This is a genomic window from Candidatus Epulonipiscium sp. (genome assembly GCA_012519205.1).
GTDB lineage: Bacteria > Bacillota > Clostridia > Lachnospirales > Defluviitaleaceae > JAAYQR01.
Window position 1 is genome coordinate 1 of record JAAYQR010000002.1, and the last position, 18983, is coordinate 18983.

At 34.7% G+C, this 18983-nt stretch carries 17 protein-coding genes and 2 pseudogenes; 13 read left to right on the forward strand and 6 right to left on the reverse strand.

All coding sequences use genetic code 11. The features are described from left to right. The first annotated feature begins 150 nt into the window (after positions 1–150). From GX308_00225 to GX308_00235, 3 genes are all read left to right on the forward strand, one after another. On the forward strand, positions 151–552 hold the full coding sequence (locus GX308_00225; protein NLK20523.1) for a DUF2721 domain-containing protein: 402 nt from the start codon (positions 151–153) through the stop codon (positions 550–552). A gap of 98 nt (positions 553–650) precedes the next feature. Further along, positions 651–1886, forward strand: a complete 1236-nt coding sequence (locus tag GX308_00230; GenBank protein ID NLK20524.1) for a serine hydroxymethyltransferase — start codon at positions 651–653, stop codon at positions 1884–1886. A gap of 147 nt (positions 1887–2033) precedes the next feature. Then, positions 2034–2450 carry an acyl-CoA thioesterase gene (locus GX308_00235; GenBank protein NLK20525.1) on the forward strand — a complete coding sequence of 139 codons (417 nt, stop codon included), beginning with the start codon at positions 2034–2036 and terminating at the stop codon, positions 2448–2450. Here the strand turns inward: GX308_00235 and GX308_00240 are convergent. Further along, positions 2439–3089, reverse strand: a complete 651-nt coding sequence (locus tag GX308_00240; GenBank protein NLK20526.1) for a lactate utilization protein — start codon at positions 3087–3089, stop codon at positions 2439–2441. The two genes, GX308_00235 and GX308_00240, sit on opposite strands and share 12 nt — an antisense overlap. A 236-nt stretch (positions 3090–3325) precedes the next feature. On the opposite strand from GX308_00240, the pseudogene GX308_00245 reads away from it, so the two are divergent. The 9 genes and pseudogenes from GX308_00245 to GX308_00285 all read left to right on the forward strand — a co-directional run bounded on the left by GX308_00245 (position 3326) and on the right by GX308_00285 (position 13084). Continuing rightward, positions 3326–5985, forward strand: a pseudogene (locus GX308_00245) (calcium-translocating P-type ATPase, PMCA-type). Positions 5986–6063: 78 nt separating this feature from the next. After that, positions 6064–6933: an FAD-dependent oxidoreductase gene (locus tag GX308_00250; protein NLK20527.1), complete on the forward strand. Its 870-nt coding sequence runs from the start codon at positions 6064–6066 to the stop codon at positions 6931–6933. Between the two features lie 318 nt (positions 6934–7251). Continuing rightward, positions 7252–7962, forward strand: a complete 711-nt coding sequence (locus tag GX308_00255; protein ID NLK20528.1) for a Crp/Fnr family transcriptional regulator — start codon at positions 7252–7254, stop codon at positions 7960–7962. A gap of 128 nt (positions 7963–8090) precedes the next feature. Further along, positions 8091–8783: an iron-sulfur cluster repair di-iron protein gene (gene ric, locus GX308_00260; GenBank protein NLK20529.1), complete on the forward strand. Its 693-nt coding sequence runs from the start codon at positions 8091–8093 to the stop codon at positions 8781–8783. 106 nt (positions 8784–8889) lie between these two features. Then, entirely contained in the window at positions 8890–9171 is a 282-nt protein-coding gene (locus tag GX308_00265) for a DUF1858 domain-containing protein (protein NLK20530.1), read from the forward strand. Between the two features lie 11 nt (positions 9172–9182). Beyond that, positions 9183–10412: a DUF438 domain-containing protein gene (locus tag GX308_00270; GenBank protein ID NLK20531.1), complete on the forward strand. Its 1230-nt coding sequence runs from the start codon at positions 9183–9185 to the stop codon at positions 10410–10412. Between the two features lie 49 nt (positions 10413–10461). After that, positions 10462–10915, forward strand: a pseudogene (locus GX308_00275) (hybrid sensor histidine kinase/response regulator). 474 nt (positions 10916–11389) lie between these two features. Then, the gene (locus tag GX308_00280) at positions 11390–12076 is read left to right on the forward strand and encodes a hypothetical protein (GenBank protein NLK20532.1); all 687 of its coding nucleotides are present in this window, start codon (positions 11390–11392) and stop codon (positions 12074–12076) included. 57 nt (positions 12077–12133) lie between these two features. Continuing rightward, the gene (locus GX308_00285) at positions 12134–13084 is read left to right on the forward strand and encodes a D-2-hydroxyacid dehydrogenase (protein NLK20533.1); all 951 of its coding nucleotides are present in this window, start codon (positions 12134–12136) and stop codon (positions 13082–13084) included. A 41-nt stretch (positions 13085–13125) separates the two neighbouring features. Here GX308_00285 and GX308_00290 read toward each other — a convergent pair whose 3' ends face one another. From GX308_00290 to GX308_00300, 3 genes are all read right to left on the reverse strand, one after another. Further along, complete coding sequence (locus GX308_00290; GenBank protein ID NLK20534.1) at positions 13126–14340, reverse strand: glycosyltransferase family 2 protein; 1215 nt, start codon at positions 14338–14340, stop codon at positions 13126–13128. After that, positions 14340–15095 (reverse strand): hypothetical protein, encoded by a 756-nt coding sequence (locus tag GX308_00295; GenBank protein NLK20535.1) that lies wholly within the window; start codon positions 15093–15095, stop codon positions 14340–14342. The genes GX308_00290 and GX308_00295 overlap by 1 nt, the downstream gene beginning before the upstream one ends. A gap of 209 nt (positions 15096–15304) precedes the next feature. Continuing rightward, the gene (locus GX308_00300; GenBank protein NLK20536.1) at positions 15305–16183 is read right to left on the reverse strand and encodes a DegV family protein; all 879 of its coding nucleotides are present in this window, start codon (positions 16181–16183) and stop codon (positions 15305–15307) included. 207 nt (positions 16184–16390) lie between these two features. Between GX308_00300 and GX308_00305 the strand changes: the two genes are divergently transcribed. After that, the gene (locus GX308_00305) at positions 16391–16828 is read left to right on the forward strand and encodes a metal-dependent transcriptional regulator (GenBank protein ID NLK20537.1); all 438 of its coding nucleotides are present in this window, start codon (positions 16391–16393) and stop codon (positions 16826–16828) included. Between the two features lie 36 nt (positions 16829–16864). On the opposite strand, the gene GX308_00310 is transcribed toward GX308_00305, so the two are convergent. Beyond that, complete coding sequence (locus GX308_00310; protein ID NLK20538.1) at positions 16865–18250, reverse strand: ferrous iron transporter B; 1386 nt, start codon at positions 18248–18250, stop codon at positions 16865–16867. Continuing rightward, positions 18213–18983: an iron transporter FeoB gene (locus GX308_00315; GenBank protein NLK20539.1), complete on the reverse strand. Its 771-nt coding sequence runs from the start codon at positions 18981–18983 to the stop codon at positions 18213–18215. The genes GX308_00310 and GX308_00315 overlap by 38 nt, the downstream gene beginning before the upstream one ends.

The following is an 18983-nucleotide window of genomic DNA, read 5'->3' on the forward strand; positions in this document are numbered from 1 at the left end:
ACTACGTTTTTTGGTATAATGGTCATGAGACTTGAACGCTCCTTTCTGGGAGGTAATGGTTGTTTGGCAATTTCCATTATACCAGAGGCGTTTCAGGTCTCATTTTTTTATTAAGTTAACAGAACAATATAATTAAAAAGGAGGATTCTTATGGAGCTAAGCCTTACAACCCCAGCTTTACTATTTCCTGCTATTTCCTTACTGCTATTAGCTTATACAAATCGCTTTCTTGTATTAGCACAATTGGTAAGAGAACTGCATGAAAAATTTAACGAGAACCCCGATGAGATACTATCGGGACAAATCGATAATCTTCAAAAAAGAATCAACCTAATTCGTAATATGCAAATCCTAGGGGTATCAAGCTTTTTTTTATGCGTATTGTGTATGTTTTTGATATTTGCCAAATACTATGTTTTAGCTGATTTAACTTTTGGGATAAGTTTGATTTTTCTAATGACATCCCTAGGTTTTTCCATTAGAGAATTACTTATTTCCGTTAAAGCGCTTACACTACAGCTTAGTAATGTTGAAAGCAAAAAAAACAAATAGCAGTCCAATATAAAATCTATATATTATAAAAGACATTTAATTTTTTTGCAAATTATGCTATAATCTTTCTATTAGAAAACTCGGGAGGAATGTATACAATGTACTCATTTGATGAAATACAAAAGATTGATTTTGAAGTAGCACAAGCGGTGGAGCAGGAAATAGGAAGACAAAATAGTAAAATAGAGCTTATTGCTTCTGAAAACTTTGTTTCAAAGGCAGTAATGGCAGCAATGGGTTCCCCACTTACGAACAAATACGCAGAAGGCTATCCGGGAAAGAGGTATTATGGAGGCTGTGAATATGTTGATATTGTAGAAGAATTAGCAATTGAAAGGGCAAAAGAAATTTTTGGTGCCGAACATGCTAATGTACAGCCACACTCAGGGGCACAGGCAAATATGGCGGTATTTTTTGCAGTCTTAAACCCCGGTGATACAGTAATGGGGATGAATCTTTCTCATGGGGGACATTTAACCCATGGAAGTCCTGTCAATATGTCAGGAAAACATTATAACATAGTAGCCTATGGTGTGGATGAAAAAACAGGATACATAGATTATGAAGCCGTAATGGAACTTGCTAAAGAACATAAACCAAAACTTATTATTGCAGGAGCCAGTGCTTATTCTAGAGTCATTGATTTTGTGAAATTTAGAGAAATAGCTGATGCAGTAGGCGCTTACTTGATGGTGGATATGGCACATATCGCGGGATTAGTTGCGGCAGGACTCCACCCAAATCCAGTACCCTTTGCTGAATTTGTTACAACAACAACCCATAAAACCCTAAGAGGACCTAGGGGCGGTATGATTCTTTGTAGAGAAGAATTTGCAAAAGCTATCGATAAATCCATATTTCCCGGTATACAGGGAGGACCTTTAATGCATGTGATAGCAGCAAAAGCAGTAAGCTTTAAAGAGGCACTATCCGATGAATTTAGGGCTTACCAAAAACAAATAATAAATAACGCAAAAGCCTTAGCAGAAGCCCTTATAGAAAAAGGATTAAACCTAGTATCTAGGGGGACAGATAATCACCTTATGATGATTGACCTTAGAAATTTAGATATAACTGGTAAGGAAGCAGAAAAAAGATTGGATGAGGTTGGTGTGACCTGTAACAAAAACACTATTCCTTTTGACCCTCAAAGTCCATTTGTGACCAGTGGAATTCGTCTAGGAACCCCTGCAGTAACAACAAGGGGAATGAAAGAAGAGGATATGAAGGTTATAGCAGACATTATATATATGACCTTAAAGGATTTTGAAGCTAATAAAGAACAAGCGGTTAAGAAAGTGGCAGAGTTAGTAGCCAAATATCCATTGTATTAGTAACCATTTAAAAAAATAAGATTCTTCGCTGCGTTCAGAATGACAAGGGGGGTAATTCCTCGTTATGCTAGAATGATAGGGACACTACGACCCTATGTCATCCTGAACGGTAGAGAAGGATCTTTTTTATAGGGAAGGAGTTTAATTATGTATATACATAAAACACATCTTATGGTCCGCTATGTCGAGACCGACCAAATGGGCATTGTCCATCATTCTAATTATTATCCTTGGTTTGAGGTAGCTAGGACAGAGTTTTTTGAAGGGATTGGTCTGCCCTACGATAAAATTGAGGAAGATGGTATTTTATTTCCCCTTATAGAAAGTGGCTGTATTTATAAAGAAGGTGCAAAATATCCTGATGATATCCTAATCAAATCATGGATTGAAGAAATAAAAGGAGCCAAAATCACATTCCTTTACGAGGTAATAAGGGAAAAGGACAATAGGCTCCTTGCACAGGGTAAAACGGTACATGTACCGGTTGATAAGGATTTTAGACTTGTAAACATGAGAAAGCAAAGCCCCAAAATTTGGAGTACAATTCAAAAACTAATATCCTAACTCTTCACCAACTAGTATCACTTTAATTCTATTTGGATTCCTTGACATTCGGGTAACTAATATCTGACAACAAATACTATCGGGGGAAAGGCAGTTATGGCAATTTCCCTTGCTTGAGCAAGGAGTCCCTTTATTAAGTCGAATGGAATTAATAGGGGAGGCGAAACTACGGACTCTAGTTAGAGCCGCATCCAAGTCAGGGGCAATTTTATTCATTCCTGCAATTACGATTACGTTTTTAGGTCCGTAGATTAAGGCAGCAATACGATTTCCATTGCCATCGATATTTACTAGCTTACCATCCAAAGTAATAGCATTAGAGCTCATCAAATAATAATCGCAGCTTAAGGCTTTATGATAAATATCTTCAACTTCTTTGGGAGATTTAGCAAGGTCCCTATCTAATAGGGTATAATTATGTATAGAATTTTCCCCGTCTTTTAGGGCTTCTAATAAACCAATTTCCTTAAGGGTTTCAGATCCACCCCAAGAGATACTTGAATCCTTATCCATAAGAGATAAGGCTTTTTTTACTGCATCACTGTAATTTTCGCAATAATACCCTTCTATTTGTCTTTTTTCGAACCCTAATAATACTTTTTTAGCAGTTAATTTATAAAATTCTTGTTTTGGTGTCATATAGATTTCTCCTTTCTTTTCATCTATTATAACGCATATAAGCTTGTTTTTCCAAGGAAGATCCAAACATATAAAATCTGTTTGCTAGCAATTTTTTTCTGATATAATAAGTTTGCTATATATATTATAAGTTTTTTGACGTAGATTTATTAAAGTTTTTCATTAAAGATGAAAACCATAATATAATGAGGCAAAATAACAAATACTGTGTAATACTAATGGATGGGAGGAAAAAAATGAAAGCTTTTTATCAGAAAACTATAAATGAAGTCCTTAGAGAACTACATACGGATATCGATAATGGAATAACCAAAGAAGAAGCATCTATAAGGCTTTCTAAATACGGAGAAAATCACCTACAAGGAGAAAAAAGTAGGGGATTGCTACAGATGTTCATAGATCAATTTAAAGATTTTCTGGTACTTATCCTAATTGGAGCAAGTATTGTATCCATGGTTGTTGGGGAGCCAAAAGATGCTATTATTATTCTAGCTATTGTTCTTTTGAATTCGATATTAGGTGTATTTCAAGAAAGTCGTGCAAGTAATGCCCTTAAGGCATTAAAGGACATGGCAGCTCCTCAAGCAAAGGTCATTAGGGATGGAAATTTAGAAAAGCTATCTTCATCAGAATTAGTTCCGGGGGATGTAGTAGTATTAGAAGCTGGCGACTACATACCGGCAGATCTTAGATTAGTCCAAAGTGTTAACCTTAAGATTGAGGAAGCGGCTCTTACCGGAGAATCTGTTCCAGTAGAAAAATTTGCTGGGGAAATGGTTGAGGATAATGCCGGTATAGGGGATAGGATAAACTCTGCTTTTATGAGTACTATTGTTACATATGGCAGAGGAAAAGGTGTTGTTGTAGGGACAGGGATGAATACCGAAATAGGAAGGGTAGCCTCCATGTTAGAAGCAGTGAAAGAAGAACAGACCCCTTTACAAAAAAAGCTTACACAACTTGGGAAGCTACTTGGTACAGTGTGCCTAGGTATTTGTGCTATCATATTTGTTTTGGGGCTTTTAAGAGGTCAAGAACTAATCGATATTTTTATGACTTCAATTAGTTTAGCGGTTGCGGCAATTCCTGAAGGCCTTCCCACAGTGGTAACAGTGGTTTTGGCCCTAGGAATGCAAAAGATGATAAAGCGTCATGCAATTATGAAAAGACTTGGTGCCGTAGAAACCCTAGGAAGTACCACCGTTATATGTACAGATAAAACAGGAACTTTGACCCAAAACAAGATGACAGTTGTGAAGATATTTGATGGAGAAAATGTGTGGGATGTATCAGGAAGGGGATATACAACAGAAGGAGAAATAAAAAGAACTGACGATTCTAAAGCGGAAACATCCCCTGCCTTAGAACGACTTCTTAGAGCCGGGGTTCTTTGTAACGATGCCCAAATAAAAAGCGGAGCTAATGATATAATAGGAGATCCCACAGAGGGAGCTCTAGTGGTCTTAGGAGCTAAGGGAGGGTATCTTAAGGATACTTTATCTGTTGAAATGCCTCGTGTAGGAGAGATTCCTTTTGATTCCAAAAGGAAGTTAATGAGTACTTTTCATCAGCATAAAGAAGGTATTGTCATGTATACTAAAGGAGCTCCCGATATTATCCTTAGCCGCTGTAAGTATATTCTTATTGATGGTAAGGTAATGGAGGTTACAGACAGTCATAAAAAAGCATAATGGAACAAAATACATCTTTTGCAAATGAGGCCCTTAGGGTTTTGGCTTTATCCTATAAGATGCCCAAAGAATTAAAAGAAGATTCAGAAGAAGAAAGTAACCTGATATTTTTGGGCCTTATAGGGATGATGGATCCCCCAAGGGATGAGGCCAAGGAGGCAGTGGCTATCTGCAAAAAAGCAGGTATCCGTGTGGTTATGATTACGGGGGATCATAAGACAACCGGAAGTGCCATAGGACGAGCCATAGGTATTATAGATACCGATGAAGGGGCAATGGATGGAAAAGAAATAGATGCCCTTGGTGATGAAGAACTAAAGGAAAAAGTAAAAACAATCAATGTATTTGCAAGGGTTTCTCCTGAGCACAAGGTTAGGATAATAAGGGCCGTAAGGGCTAATGGGGAAATTGCTGCTATGACAGGAGATGGAGTAAACGACGCTCCTGCCTTAAAGCAAGCAGATATTGGCATTGCCATGGGCATCACTGGGACTGATGTTGCTAAGGAAGCGGCTGATATGATACTTACCGATGATAATTTTGCCAGTATTGTTGATGCAGTTGAAGAAGGTAGAATTATATTTAGCAATATAAGAAAATTTGTAGGGTTTTTACTATCTTGCAATATTGGAGAATTACTTTTGATATTTGTTGCAATGTTATTTGGAAGTCCAGTGCCCCTTTTGCCAATACATCTACTATGGATTAATCTTATTACAGATGCTTTTCCAGCGTTTGCCCTAGGGGTGGAACTTAAAGAAGAAGGGATAATGGATATGGCCCCTAGAAGTCCTGAGGAGCCAATCGTTAATAAAAAGATGGGTATTGCTATCGGGATTCAAAGCACAGCCCTAGCATTGGCAGCATTATTATCCTTTTGGTATGGACTGAATAATTTCAAAGGAGAAGGTGCCCTTATAGCAGCAAGAACTTATTGCTTTATAACACTAGTAGTGGGCGAACTTCTAAGGGCATATTCGGCTCGTTCCGAGGAAAAAACAATATTCAAAATGAAAGTGTTTTCTAATAGGTTTTTAAACATAAGTGTTTTATGTTCACTACTATTGCTTATTGCAGTGGTATATATTCCATTCTTACAACCTATTTTTAATACTATGCCGTTATCATTTATGGATTTGGATATAGCACTACTCTTTGCACTTATTCCTACGATAGCCGGAGAAATTGCAAAAAAGCTAAAATAAGATGCACATAAATCTGCTTAGACAAATAAAATATAGTATGATATAATATTGTAATAATACAATATAGGGGTGTGGGATATGTTAGATATCGCCATTATTGGTGCTGGGCCAGCGGGTCTTTCTGCAGCTATAAATGGAATTATAAGAAATAAAAAAGTAATCGTATTTGGGAGAAACCCCAAAAGCAGTTATTTGTATAAAGCAGAAAAAGTAGATAATTATTTGGGTATGCCTAATATTACGGGGCCCGGTATGGTCGAAGAGTTTGTTAGTCATGCCATTAAATTAGGAGTAGAATTCAGGGAAGGAAGGATATTGGAGGTTTTCCCCATGGGTGATTACTATACCTTAAATGTGGAAAATGAATTCTTTGAGGCAAAAACTATAATTATTGCTACTGGTATTCCAAAGGCAAAATATATCCCTGGTGAAAAGGAACTCTTAGGAAAAGGGGTTAGCTACTGTGGAACTTGTGACGGCCCACTATACAGGGGCAAAACTACTATAGTAGTAGGGGAAATTGAAGAAGCAGAAGAAGATGTAAACTTTCTTGGGGAAATTTGTGATAAAGTATACTTTTTGCCTACCTATAAAGAAATAAAAAATATCAATCCTAAGGTAGAAATATTAAAGGGAAAACCTAAAGAAATTTTCGGAGAACCTTTTGTTTCGGGAATCCGTATAGATAATAAGGAGCTAAAGGTAGATGGGGTATTTTTGATTAAGGAAACTATCCCCGTTACCGAGCTTATAAAGGGTCTAGAAATGGAAGATAGAACGATTAAAGTAAACCGCAAGCTAGAGACTAACTTTCCTGGGGTGTATGCCGCAGGGGATTGTACAGGAAGACCATTCCAGGTAACTAAAGCTGTAGGAGAAGGGGCAGTAGCTGCTCTAGAGGCAGTGAGCTATCTGCATAATATTGAAAGCAAGAAAAAACAAAAATAGGGGTTTGCGGGGCATTGGGGCATTGGGGACGGTTCTTTTTGATTACTTTGTGTATTAGAACCTTCTATCAATAATTTGATAGAAGGTAGTTTTATGCCGAGAGTAGCAGAAAAAGAAACAGTAGTTATTTTAAATTCATATATCTTAAATAGTACTCAAGCTATTTCCATTCGTAGCCCTAAATAAAAAACATTCAGGGAGTATTAGTGTTACTAGCACTAATACTTTATTTATTTTTAAATCAAAAATATGTAGAAACCATAAACTAAATAAAATAGGTAAACAAGTTACCTGCTTTATTTGATAGGAGAAAAGTAGATGAACAATATATGTAACTGTGATAATTGTCAGCACAAGCTTTGTGCTAGGAATGTACCAATATTCTCATCTCTTGATGCTGAAGAAATTCAAAATGTAGTAAGCCTGATTGTACACAAGCAATACTCAAAGGGTGAATTAATAATATTTGAAGGCTCTAATTTAGAAAGCCTTATTATAATTAATGAAGGAAGAGTCAAGGCTTTTAGACATACTTATGAAGGCAAAGAACAGATACTATATATTTTTTCTGCAGGGGATTTTTTTGGTGAAAAGAACTTAATTATAAACCAAGAGGCTACCTATAGTGTCGAAGCCTTAGAAGAGACAAATATATGTATGATTAGGAAAGATGATTTTAGGAGATTACTAAAAGAATACCCCATGCTTAGCTTTAAAATTATGGAAGAACTTGTTATACGCCTAGCGCATATGGAAGATTTAGTAGAAAATATGGGGGCAAAAAATGTTGAATCAAGAATTAATGGGGTACTATTGGAGTTTGCAAAAAAATACGGTAGATCTAATTCCAAAGGGATTATAGTAGAACTTCCCTTAAGTCGTGAAGGCATAGCCAATTATATTGGATTAACTAGGGAAACCGTAAGTCGTAAAATGAGCCTCCTTCAAGATGAGGGAATTATAGAAATGGTAGGAAATAAAAAGATTATCATAATAGATATAAAATCTTTAGAGAAATCTGTTGAATAATTCAAAAATCATGACTCTGGTCACAGTTTTATTTCCATAAATACCTTAATATTTAACCATCAGTTGTTGATGGTTAATTTTATTGCCCATAAATCTATGATTTTATAATATGAATGGAGGATATAAATATGAAAACATTTAATGTATCTCAAAGTATAGGAGATATTGTATCAATTATGCCAAAAGCCAGTGAAGTTTTTAAAACCTATCATATTGATTTTTGTTGCGGAGGGAATAGGCCCTTAGAGGAAGCAATCAAAGAACAGGGATTAAACAAGGAAGAAGTGTTGGAAAAACTAGAGGAAGCATACAACGAAACTAAAAAAATCACAAATCAAGTCGATTTTAGAAGCTTAAGTTCCGGTGAGTTAGTTGATTATGTTGTTAATACCCATCATAGTTATGCGAAAAAACTACTTCCTAGCATTAGCGAGCTTGCAACAACTATTTTGAGGGTTCATGGTCCAAGTCATAACTATCTCTTTAAGATTCATAAGCTTTTTCATGAGTTAAAGGCAGAATTAGAGCAACATTTTATTAAAGAAGAACAAATTCTATTTCCTTTAATTAAAAAATATGATGATGAGGCTTCTAGTGATTTATTTGATAAGGTAAAAGAAGTTATAAAAGAAACAGAAGACGAACATGATGCAGCAGGAGATATTCTTAAGGAACTTAGAAAAACAACAGAAGATTATAAAGTTCCGGATGATGGATGTGCAACTTTTGATTTAACCTATAGACAGCTTCAAGACCTTGAAGGAGATTTATTCGAACATATACATTTGGAAAACAATATACTATTTAAGAGATTCGAGTAAACATATCTTAAGCCCCCTGTCATCCTGAGCGATAGCAAAGGGATCTTATCTAAAACAAGAAGGATTAAGATTCTTCGCTCCGCTCAGAATGATAAAATAAATTCAGATGTATATTTTAAATATTATAGCAAAAAATAGAGAGCATAAAGAGGTGATACCGGTGGGAAAATCAATAGACTTCTCTAAGACAGTATACGAACTATGGAGAGAATCCCCCGAGATTATAGACATTATGAAAGATCTAGGATTTGAGAGCATTACAAGCCAAATTATGTTAAATACAGCTGGCAGGGTGATGACGATTCCCAAGGGTGCCATAATGAAAGGTATAGAATTAAAAAAGATAAAAGACGAATTTACAAAAAAAGGCTACAATATTAAAGAGTAAGGAGGTAAGCTATGAGTGAAATGATTAATAATCGTGAACACAGACAAAAAGTATTAAAAGAAATCATCAAAGAGCTCCATGATGGTAAAACTGTAGAAGAGGTAAAGACTCGATTTGAAAAGCTTATTGAGGGTATTGAGGTCACAGAAATAACACAGATGGAGCAGGCACTCATTATGGAAGGTATGCCTGTTAAGGAGATACAAAGACTTTGCGATGTTCATGCTGCTGTATTTAAAGGTTCTATAGAAGAAATACATAGGCCCGAGAAGGAAGAAGAAGTTCCAGGACACCCTGTTCATACCTTCAGGCAAGAAAACAAGGCCATAGAAAAACTTATCAAGGATAAAATAGAGCCCCATCTAAAAGAATTTGAAATTTCCGATAGAAGTGAAAGCCTTAATAATCTTATAGAAGACTTTGATTTGCTATGGGAAATAGATAAACATTACTTAAGGAAAGAAAATATTATGTTCCCCTTCATGGAAAAGTATGGGATAACAGCACCTCCTCAAGTTATGTGGGGGGTAGACGATGAGATAAGGGGAGAAATAAAAGAAGTGAAAAATCTCCTATCAAGCTATAATAGTAATAAAGAAGAAGTATTAGAAAAGGCAAATAATGCAGTATACAGGGTGAATGAAATGATCTTCAAAGAGGAAAATATTCTATTTCCTATGGCATTAGAAACCTTGGTACAGGATGAATGGTTAAAGATAGCAGAAGATAGCGATGAAATAGGATATTCCCTTATTGATGTTAAGGAAAAATGGACACCACGCAAGTCTAATGTAGAGGAAAAAGCAAAAAAAGACGGAGAACATCCTTCCAATAACGGTTATATTAAGTTTGATGCAGGTATTTTGTTACCGGAAGAAATAAATTCTATGCTTAATACCTTGCCTTTTGATATAACTTTTGTAGACAAGGATGGTTATGTTAAATACTTTTCCCAAGGAAAAGAAAGAATTTTTCCCAGGACTAGGGCCGCTATAGGCAGGGAAGTGAAAAACTGTCATCCCCCAGGGAGCGTTCATATAGTAGAACAAATTATTGAAGATTTGATGAATGGGAAAAAGGACCATGAAGACTTTTGGATTAAAATGAAAGATATGTATGTGTTTATTAGATATTTTGCAGTTAGAGATGAAAGTGGAGAGTTTTTGGGTGTAATGGAAGTATCCCAAAATATTAAACCTATACAAGAAATAACAGGAGAGAAAAGATTATTATCTGAGTAAGAATACGAAACGGCTACCATCCTAACGGAGGGTAGCCGTTTTTTAGGCTATAATATTATTATTTACAACAAATAAACAAGGAGAGGATATAATTTGGCCTAAAGGATGCTATTCTTATAGCAATAAAAATTGATGACAAAAACCATGTTGTTTTAGTTATTGATGATATTACCGAAAGGGAACAAACCAGAAAAGAGCTAGAAAGAGCTCGGGAAAAGGCAGAGGCTGCTAATCATGCCAAGAGCGAGTTTTTAGCCAATATGAGCCATGAAATACGTACCCCCTTAAATGGAATGCTAGGTATGATAGATTTAACCTTGCTTTCTAGTTTAACAAAAGAACAAAAAGATAATCTCTATATAGCAAAGGACTGCGCATATACTTTACTTAACCTAATTAATGATATCTTAGATTTTTCTAAAATAGAAGCTAGAAAACTAACTTTGGAAAACATAAATTTTAACTTTAGGAGTTTTATATCTCAATCCATGAAATCCCATGCCTTAAGAATACAGGAAAAAGGATTAGATTTTCAATATGAGATTGATTCTAAAATATCCTATGGGGAATGTGATATTACAGTAGATGGGCTAGAGGCCTTAGAAGCATTTATGATTGCCCATGACGAAGGGGAACCTTATGATTTAATTTGTTTGGACATAATGATGCCTAATCTTGATGGAGAAAAGACACTTAAAGTAATACGGGATATCGAAAGACAAAAGGGAATCGAAGATTTCAACCGTGTAAAAGTTATCATGACCACTGCTTTAAATGATACAGATAGGGTTTTTAATGCTTTTGATACTGGATGCGAAGCCTATGCCTCAAAACCAATTAATACTGAAAAGTTAGTTGAAGTTATTAAAAAGTTGGGGCTAATTCAATAATAATCCCCTTAATACCATTTTTCAATCTTTCCTGCATGGACTTGTTCTTATTCACATAAAATATATAAAAAGAACAGGAGGGGGATTATGGGACTAGGGATATTTTTCATTATGATATTTTGTACTTTATTAATAATATGCCTTAATATAGTACAAATAAAAAGTCATCCAAATATCTGTATAAGGGTCATCTGTTGTATACTTTTTATATTTACGGGCCTTAGATATATTTCTTTAATTGTTTTTACTTTGGGGGCAAAAATTAGTGTTTTAAAGTTATTATCTTATTTTTACTTTGCTTCATCCATAGGTATTACCATTCCTTCGGCTTTGGCATTGTGGTATATTATACCACGATTTAGAGAAAGAATAAGATTATGGGTATTGTTTTTGTTATTATCTCCTTTTTTCTTTTTTTATTTGATTTTGATATATTTGCAGCCATTAAAGATAATAATAAAACCAGGATTCGGGTATAGGCTCATGATTTTGCAGCCTTGGTCTAACTATTTTAGTATCTTACAGGCTATTTTTATTATTTTAGTTTTCCTAGGATGTTTTTTAGGATTTAAGTGGTATCAATACAAATCTCCGAGAAGTCAGTATTTACTATTTGCACTAGGATATGGTTTAATGTTTATAGATGGGGTAAGTGTACTAATTAACAAAAATACACCCATAGAACCTTTTATCTTATCTGAGGCATTTGTAATGGTTGCAATACTATATGCTTTTTCCACAAAACCTATAAAAGAGAGGGTTAATACCGCCTAGTTACACAAATGCTATTTTAGATTACTTATCAAAGTATTAGAGGCTAAGGAGGAAAAGATGAAAGTAGTTACTTCACTAGATATTGGACAAGAAAATCTAAATTTCTTACGAAAAGAATATCCACATATCGAATTTTGTATTTACAATAAGATAGAAAAGGCAAGCAAGGATTTGAAAGATGCCGAGGTTTTTTTAACTTATGGTTTTGACACTACAGAGGAAATACTTAATACCATGCCTAATCTAAAATGGATTCAGTGTATGTCAACAGGAGTAGATGCCCTCCCCTTTAAAAAAATTAGTAAAAAAAATATACTTCTGACAAATGTGACAGGAATCCATGGTATACCCATAGCTGAATATGTAATGGCAATCATCTTAAGTCATCGTATAGAGATATTTCAATTTTATGAACAACAAAAAACCAAGGCTTGGAAAAGGAAAAATGATTTTAAGGAAATATATAATAAAACAATAACTATTGTCGGCACAGGTACCATTGGAAAAGAAATTGCAAGGAAGGCAAAAGCATTTGATATGAAAACCATAGGTGTGAATACTAGTGGAAAAGCTGTGGATTATTTTGATAAAACCTATTCAGCCTGTGAATTAAATAAGGCATTATCTAAAGGAAACTTCATAGTACAAACCGTCCCTCTAATAAAGGAAACTTATAAAATGATAGGTATGGAACAATTTAAAGCTATGGGAGAGGATGCTTATTTTATCAATATAGGTAGAGGTAAAACTGTAGATGAAAAAGCCCTAATCGAGGCACTGAAAAGCCATGTAATAAAAGGTGCTGCCATAGATGTATTTGAGATTGAGCCTTTACCAAAGGAAAGTCCCCTTTGGGCAATGGAAAATGCACTAATAACTCCTCATATTTCAGGGTTATCTAATATGTATATGAATAGAGCACTTCCCATATTTGAACACAATTTAAAGGTGTACCTAGGGGGTATTGGAGAATATATCAATAAGATTGATTTAAATAAAAAGTATTAATAATGACCACCAATATATGAGTGGTCATTATTAATACTTATCTAAAATCGGACGGTTTTATCCCAAGATATGATTTGATTTTTATTCTTTGCCTTAATGTATAGAATCAAACTTCTAAAATAAAGAAACACAAATAATTGGGAATAGGTAAAATAGGTGATAAAACTAATCAAGATATTTTTAGGGGATATAGTCCTTTCGGCAATCTGAGCCCCAAACAATTGTATTGCGTAAAATATATACGAAGTATACCAAATAAGAAGCAAGGGCAGGGATGCAGTAGAATTGCTATAACCTAAAAGCCCGGCAATAAACCAGCCATGGGAGAGAAGTAAAAACATTAAAAAGATAATATATACTAAAATCTGTTGTAGGGTATGAACCAGCATTTTACCTTTATAATAATCAAAGGAAGTAAACATTTTTTCTAATATATAAAGATTTCCTTGAAGCCAGCGAGTCCTTTGTTTTATAAAAATTCCCAGTTGTTCAGGCTCTTGTTCCCAAGTTACTGCTTCAGGAACAATGGGCAAAAGTTTTCCGATGCTTGTTATTCTTAAGGTTAATTCCGCATCCTCCGCTATGGCATACACATCGTATTTTCCAACTATATCCAAAACGGAACGCTTAACTAACATATTTGTTCCTGTTAAGGAACCAGTTTTAAATAGGAACCATCTTCCGCACTGCATCAATAATTGGAATACCTGAAATTCTAGGGAAATCATTCTAGTAAGGATGTTTTTATTTTCATTTATTGTTCTTACATAGCCAACAGCCCCAGCAGCTTCGGGGGTGCTTACAGCAGCATCCACTAGCAATTTTAAGGAGCCGGGTTCCGGTTGATTATCCCCGTCATACACTACAAAATATTCACCTTTAGAGATGCTTAATCCATAGTTTAGAACCCTGGATTTACCCTTTGGTTCCCCAGGAGGGACTTTAATATGATGAGCATTTTTATAGGCCTTATCGAATTCCTCTGCGATATCCCCGGTTTCATCCTGAGAATTATCATTTAAAACATAAATATTTAATTCTCCTGGGTAATCTAATTTTGTCATTGATTCTATGGTTTTTTTAATTACCTTGCCTTCATTATGGGCTGGTATTAAGACATCTACATTAGGATAACTATTTAATGTCTTAAAAGGCTTCTTTTTAAGTCGATAATACAAACCGAATATTGCAAGTAGGGAATAATAAACTACTATGATAGAGAAGATAAGGGAATTAATGAGCAAGATATATTTCATTATTTCACCTCCGTCTTTTCATTTGGGTTCAATTCTTCCTTAATTATATCAATTTTAATTTCGTCTAAATTAATGATTTCTCCAATCTTTGTAAGATACCTATTTAAGGCGGTATGGACCCCTGTTTCATCGGTATTTTGCAATAATACGACGAAGGAATTATCCTTCCACTCACCCACCAGGTCATATTCATTTCTAAAAATAGTTACGGCTAAATGTGTTAAGGTTTCAAAGATTGAATTCCTAATGGATTTATTGATTTTATTTAATGAAAAATAGACTAAATATCCTTTTTCATCCCGTCGAATCATAGCGTTTTTAATCATTTTGCTTCTTGTTTCAAATTCGTTTTTTGTTAATAATTTTGTAGAACCTACATATTGTTCAAGTTGGGAAATCTTTTCTTTTAGTAGAATACTTTCGTGTTCTAGTTTATGGGAGAGATAAACTAGAGCATAAAGAATAGCTCCATTAGAAACTAATATTATCTGATAAAAGATAATATGAAGCTGCTGGGAAAAATCCCATTTCTTAATAAACCCTAAAAATAGCAAGGCTATTCCAAGAGCTGAAATATATCCCACAAATAATATAAATCCCTTGTTCCTTGGCAAAAGGACAAATAATACTGCTAAAGCAATATATTGAAAAATAAAGTAAATCATATAATTTTTAGGTATAGAATATGTGATTGTAACTAATAAAAGTACAATCTGAATAATTTGAAGAAATATATAAGAAAATTTTCTAGTCATAAATTTCACCTCGCTGCCAATTGAAAGTAAAAGTTCAAGTAATATACATTACTATATAATAATAACTATGGAATTGCTACAGGAAAAAGCAGCCAACCCTTTATCGGGGAAGATTTTCACGGTCATCATCTTGCTGTAGATTTAATAATTAAGATTAAAAAAGTCAATAAATAAAGAAGAGTCATATCAAAAGACAGACTCTTCTCTATTTATATTTTGTCGTATTTTTTAATGAAACAAATTCCTAGGGCATCAGGGCCTGTATTTGTCCCTATGGTTGTACCTATTTCAAAGTAGGGAAGTTCTAATATGATACCAAATTCTTCTTCTAGCATTTCCTTCAAATTATGGGCCTCATCTATACAATCTCCATGAGCAATACAAAAGTCATAATTTGAAAAATCATCTTTTATGATTTCTTCTGCCATCTCAATAATCTTTTTTAAGGCTTTTTTTCTTCCACGTATTTTGCCATAGGGGTTTAACTCCCCATCTTTTACCACGATGAGGGGCTTGAAATTTAAGACACCTCCTATTAATGCTCCTACCTTTCCTATGCGTCCTCCCTTTTCAAGATATTCTAAGGTATCAACAAAAAAAGTGATTCTAGCAGTTTCTTTGAGGATTTCTATTTTCTCTATGGTATCTTCCATAGTATAACCATCCTTTTGCATTTTTGCTGCCTGCAGTACAACAAGACCTTGGCCAGCTGTAGCCTGGATGGAATTAATTACCTCAATTTTGGCATCGGGGAACTCCTCAAGAAGAATATTTTTTGCGTTGATTGCCGCTTGATATGACCCACTAAATTTTGAGGTTAGGCAAAAACATATGACTCCTTTATTTTCCTTTATATATGATGTAAAGGTTTTCATATAATCATCCACAGAAGGAAGGGAAGTTTTTGGAAAAACATTTTGATTTCGCAATGTATGATAAAAGTCCTTAAAAGTTAATTCAACCCTTTCTTTGTAGTATGCATTTTGATCGAAGGATGTATAAAAAGGAATTAATTCAATATTGTATTCATTAATCAAAGAATCTGGCAAATCACAGGAACTGTCAGATATAATTGCAAAACTAGACATTAAAAGTCCTCCTATCATCTTCTAATATGTATCTTATATTATTGTAGTATGTTGGATTATTTATGTCAATTACAGTTATGATTCCTTGTCCATTTCTTTAAAGTATAAATTGGAAAGATTCTTCACTATATGCAATAAAAACAAGGAATATATGGCTGTGGTTATGAATATACTTCTTGTGAATAAACATGATTGGAGAATAAATATATGTTATCCCCCAGCTTGCAGGATTACTTAGAAGAAATGTATAGATTATCAACAAATCAAGATGAAATTCGTGTATCTGATGTCGCTCAGGTATTAGAGGTATCCCTTCCATCTGTCGTAAAAGCCTTACATAAATTAAAAAGTAGGGGATACGTTATTTATCAACCGTATGAAACAATTAAATTAACCGATAAGGGTATTGCCGAAGGAACATTTCTAGTCCAAAGAAATCAACTTTTAAAGGAATTCTTATTGGTCTTAAGGACTGCTTCCGATATTGATAGAGAGGCTGAGGCCATGGAGCATTATTTATCTCTTTCAACCATACAGTCTATAGAAAAATTTGTTCATTTTATGAAGGAGAATCCGAATATACAAAGAGAATACGATGAGTTTTATAAAAAAGATAATGTGCATTATTTATTTAACACAGACTAGGATAATAAAAGAGGTCGGCCTTTCTGCCGACCCATATTATATTAGATTAAAAATATAAGCTATTTTGGTGGTGATAAAACATATTAAAATAGCAATTATAGTGGGAATCACAAAGGAAGCCAAGGTCCATTTTATACTTTGGGTTTCTTTTTTTATAGTCCAAAGAGTTGTGCCACAAGGAAAATGAAGAAGGGAAAATAGCATTACATTTAAACATGTAAGGATGGTCCAGCCATTAGAAATAAAAAGATTTCTCATTTCTACAATAGAATCTATCTCAATCATAGCATCAGTTGATAGGTAACCCATAAAAATAATAGGCAGCACAATTTCATTAGCAGGTAAACCTAAGATAAAGGCTAAGAGAATAATCCCATCAAGCCCTATAGCTAATCCAAAAGGATTAAGAAAGTCAGCTACATAGGTTAATATACTTGTATCTCCTATCATAATATTAGCAACCAACCAAGTGATAACACCGGCAGGAAGGGCAATAGCTACGGCACGACCCAAAACAAATATAGTTCTATCAAATATAGACCTTATAATAACCTTACCAATTTTAGGTTTTCTATAAGGGGGAAGTTCAAGATTGAAGGTAGAAGGTGTTCCTTTTAATACCGTCTTAGATAATAAAAAGGATACAATAAATGTAATACCTATTCCAACAAGCACAAGCCCTATAACCATGCCGGAGGCAAGGAAAGAACTTAAAGAGGAATTAGCTGCAGCCCCCATAAATATCATTGATAGGGCTATTAAAGTAGGAAATCTTCCATTACAAGGAACAAAATTATTGGTTAGAATCGCAATAAGCCTTTCTCTGGGGGAATCAATGATGCGACAGGCGACAACCCCTGCTGCATTGCATCCGAATCCCATAGACATGGTTAAAGCTTGTTTTCCATGGGTCCCAGCTTTTTTGAATAATCTATCCAAATTAAACGCCACCCTTGGCAGATAGCCTAGGTCTTCTAGAAGGGTAAAGCAAGGGAAGAATATAGCCATAGGAGGAAGCATAACAGATATAACCCATGCCCCAGTACGATACATTCCAAGAATTAAGATTCCATGAAGCCAATCGGGAGCCTTAAAGTATAGGAATACTTCCGTTAATCTATCTTCTACCCAAAATAGAGCATTAGCTAGCATTGTGGAGGGGACATTAGCCCCTACAATAGTAATCCAAAAGATAATAGTAAGGATGAGAAGCATAATAGGAAAACCAGCCCATCTAGAGGTAAGGAGTGAATCTAATTTTTCATCCCAGTTTTTAGTCTTTTCTTTAGGTTTGATTACAACTTTTTCTGATATTTCCTTTGCACGGTTATAAAGGGTGGTAACCATATAATCTCTAAAAATATCCGAAGTAGTCGCGGAGTTCTTACTGGGCATGGTAGCATCCTCCTTTGCGGCTGCCATAATTGTATATTTTATCCAAGATGCCTTTATCTCCATCCAGCATTCTAAGTGCTACCCACCTGGGATTAAAATCATTTTGAACCAAGGGCTCTATAGTAGGCAAAATTTTTTCCAGTTCTTCCTCTATTTCTATGGAATAAGTGATATGTTTTGGGTTTGGAATAATTTTATTGGCACATACCCCGTAAACTGCATTCATTAATTCTTCTAAGCCCTTTTTATCTCTAGCAATAGTCCCTACTACAGGAATTCCCAATTCTTTAGAAAGGGCATTTAAATCGATTTTAATTTGCTTCTTTTTTGCCTCATCCAAAAGATTTACACATAATACTACATTATTTGTAATTTCTATCACTTGGAGAACGAGATTGAGATTTCTTTCTAAGCAAGTAGCATCTACAACTACAATCGTAGCATCGGGTTTTCCAAAACATATAAAATCCCTTGCTATTTCTTCTTCAACCGAATTTGCAAGTAGAGAATAAGTTCCCGGCAAATCAACCAATATAAATTCTTTATCCTTCCTTTTGAAGGTACCTTTGGCATTGGTAACGGTTTTGCCAGGCCAATTTCCAGTATGCTGTTTTAAACCTGTTAGCTCATTGAATATGGTACTTTTTCCTGTATTGGGGTTGCCGGCTAGGGCAACTACCATTTGCTTATTGGATGCCTTTTCTATATTGTATAGGTCAATCAGGGCTTTTCTTTTACAAGATTTGCAGGTTAATCCCAT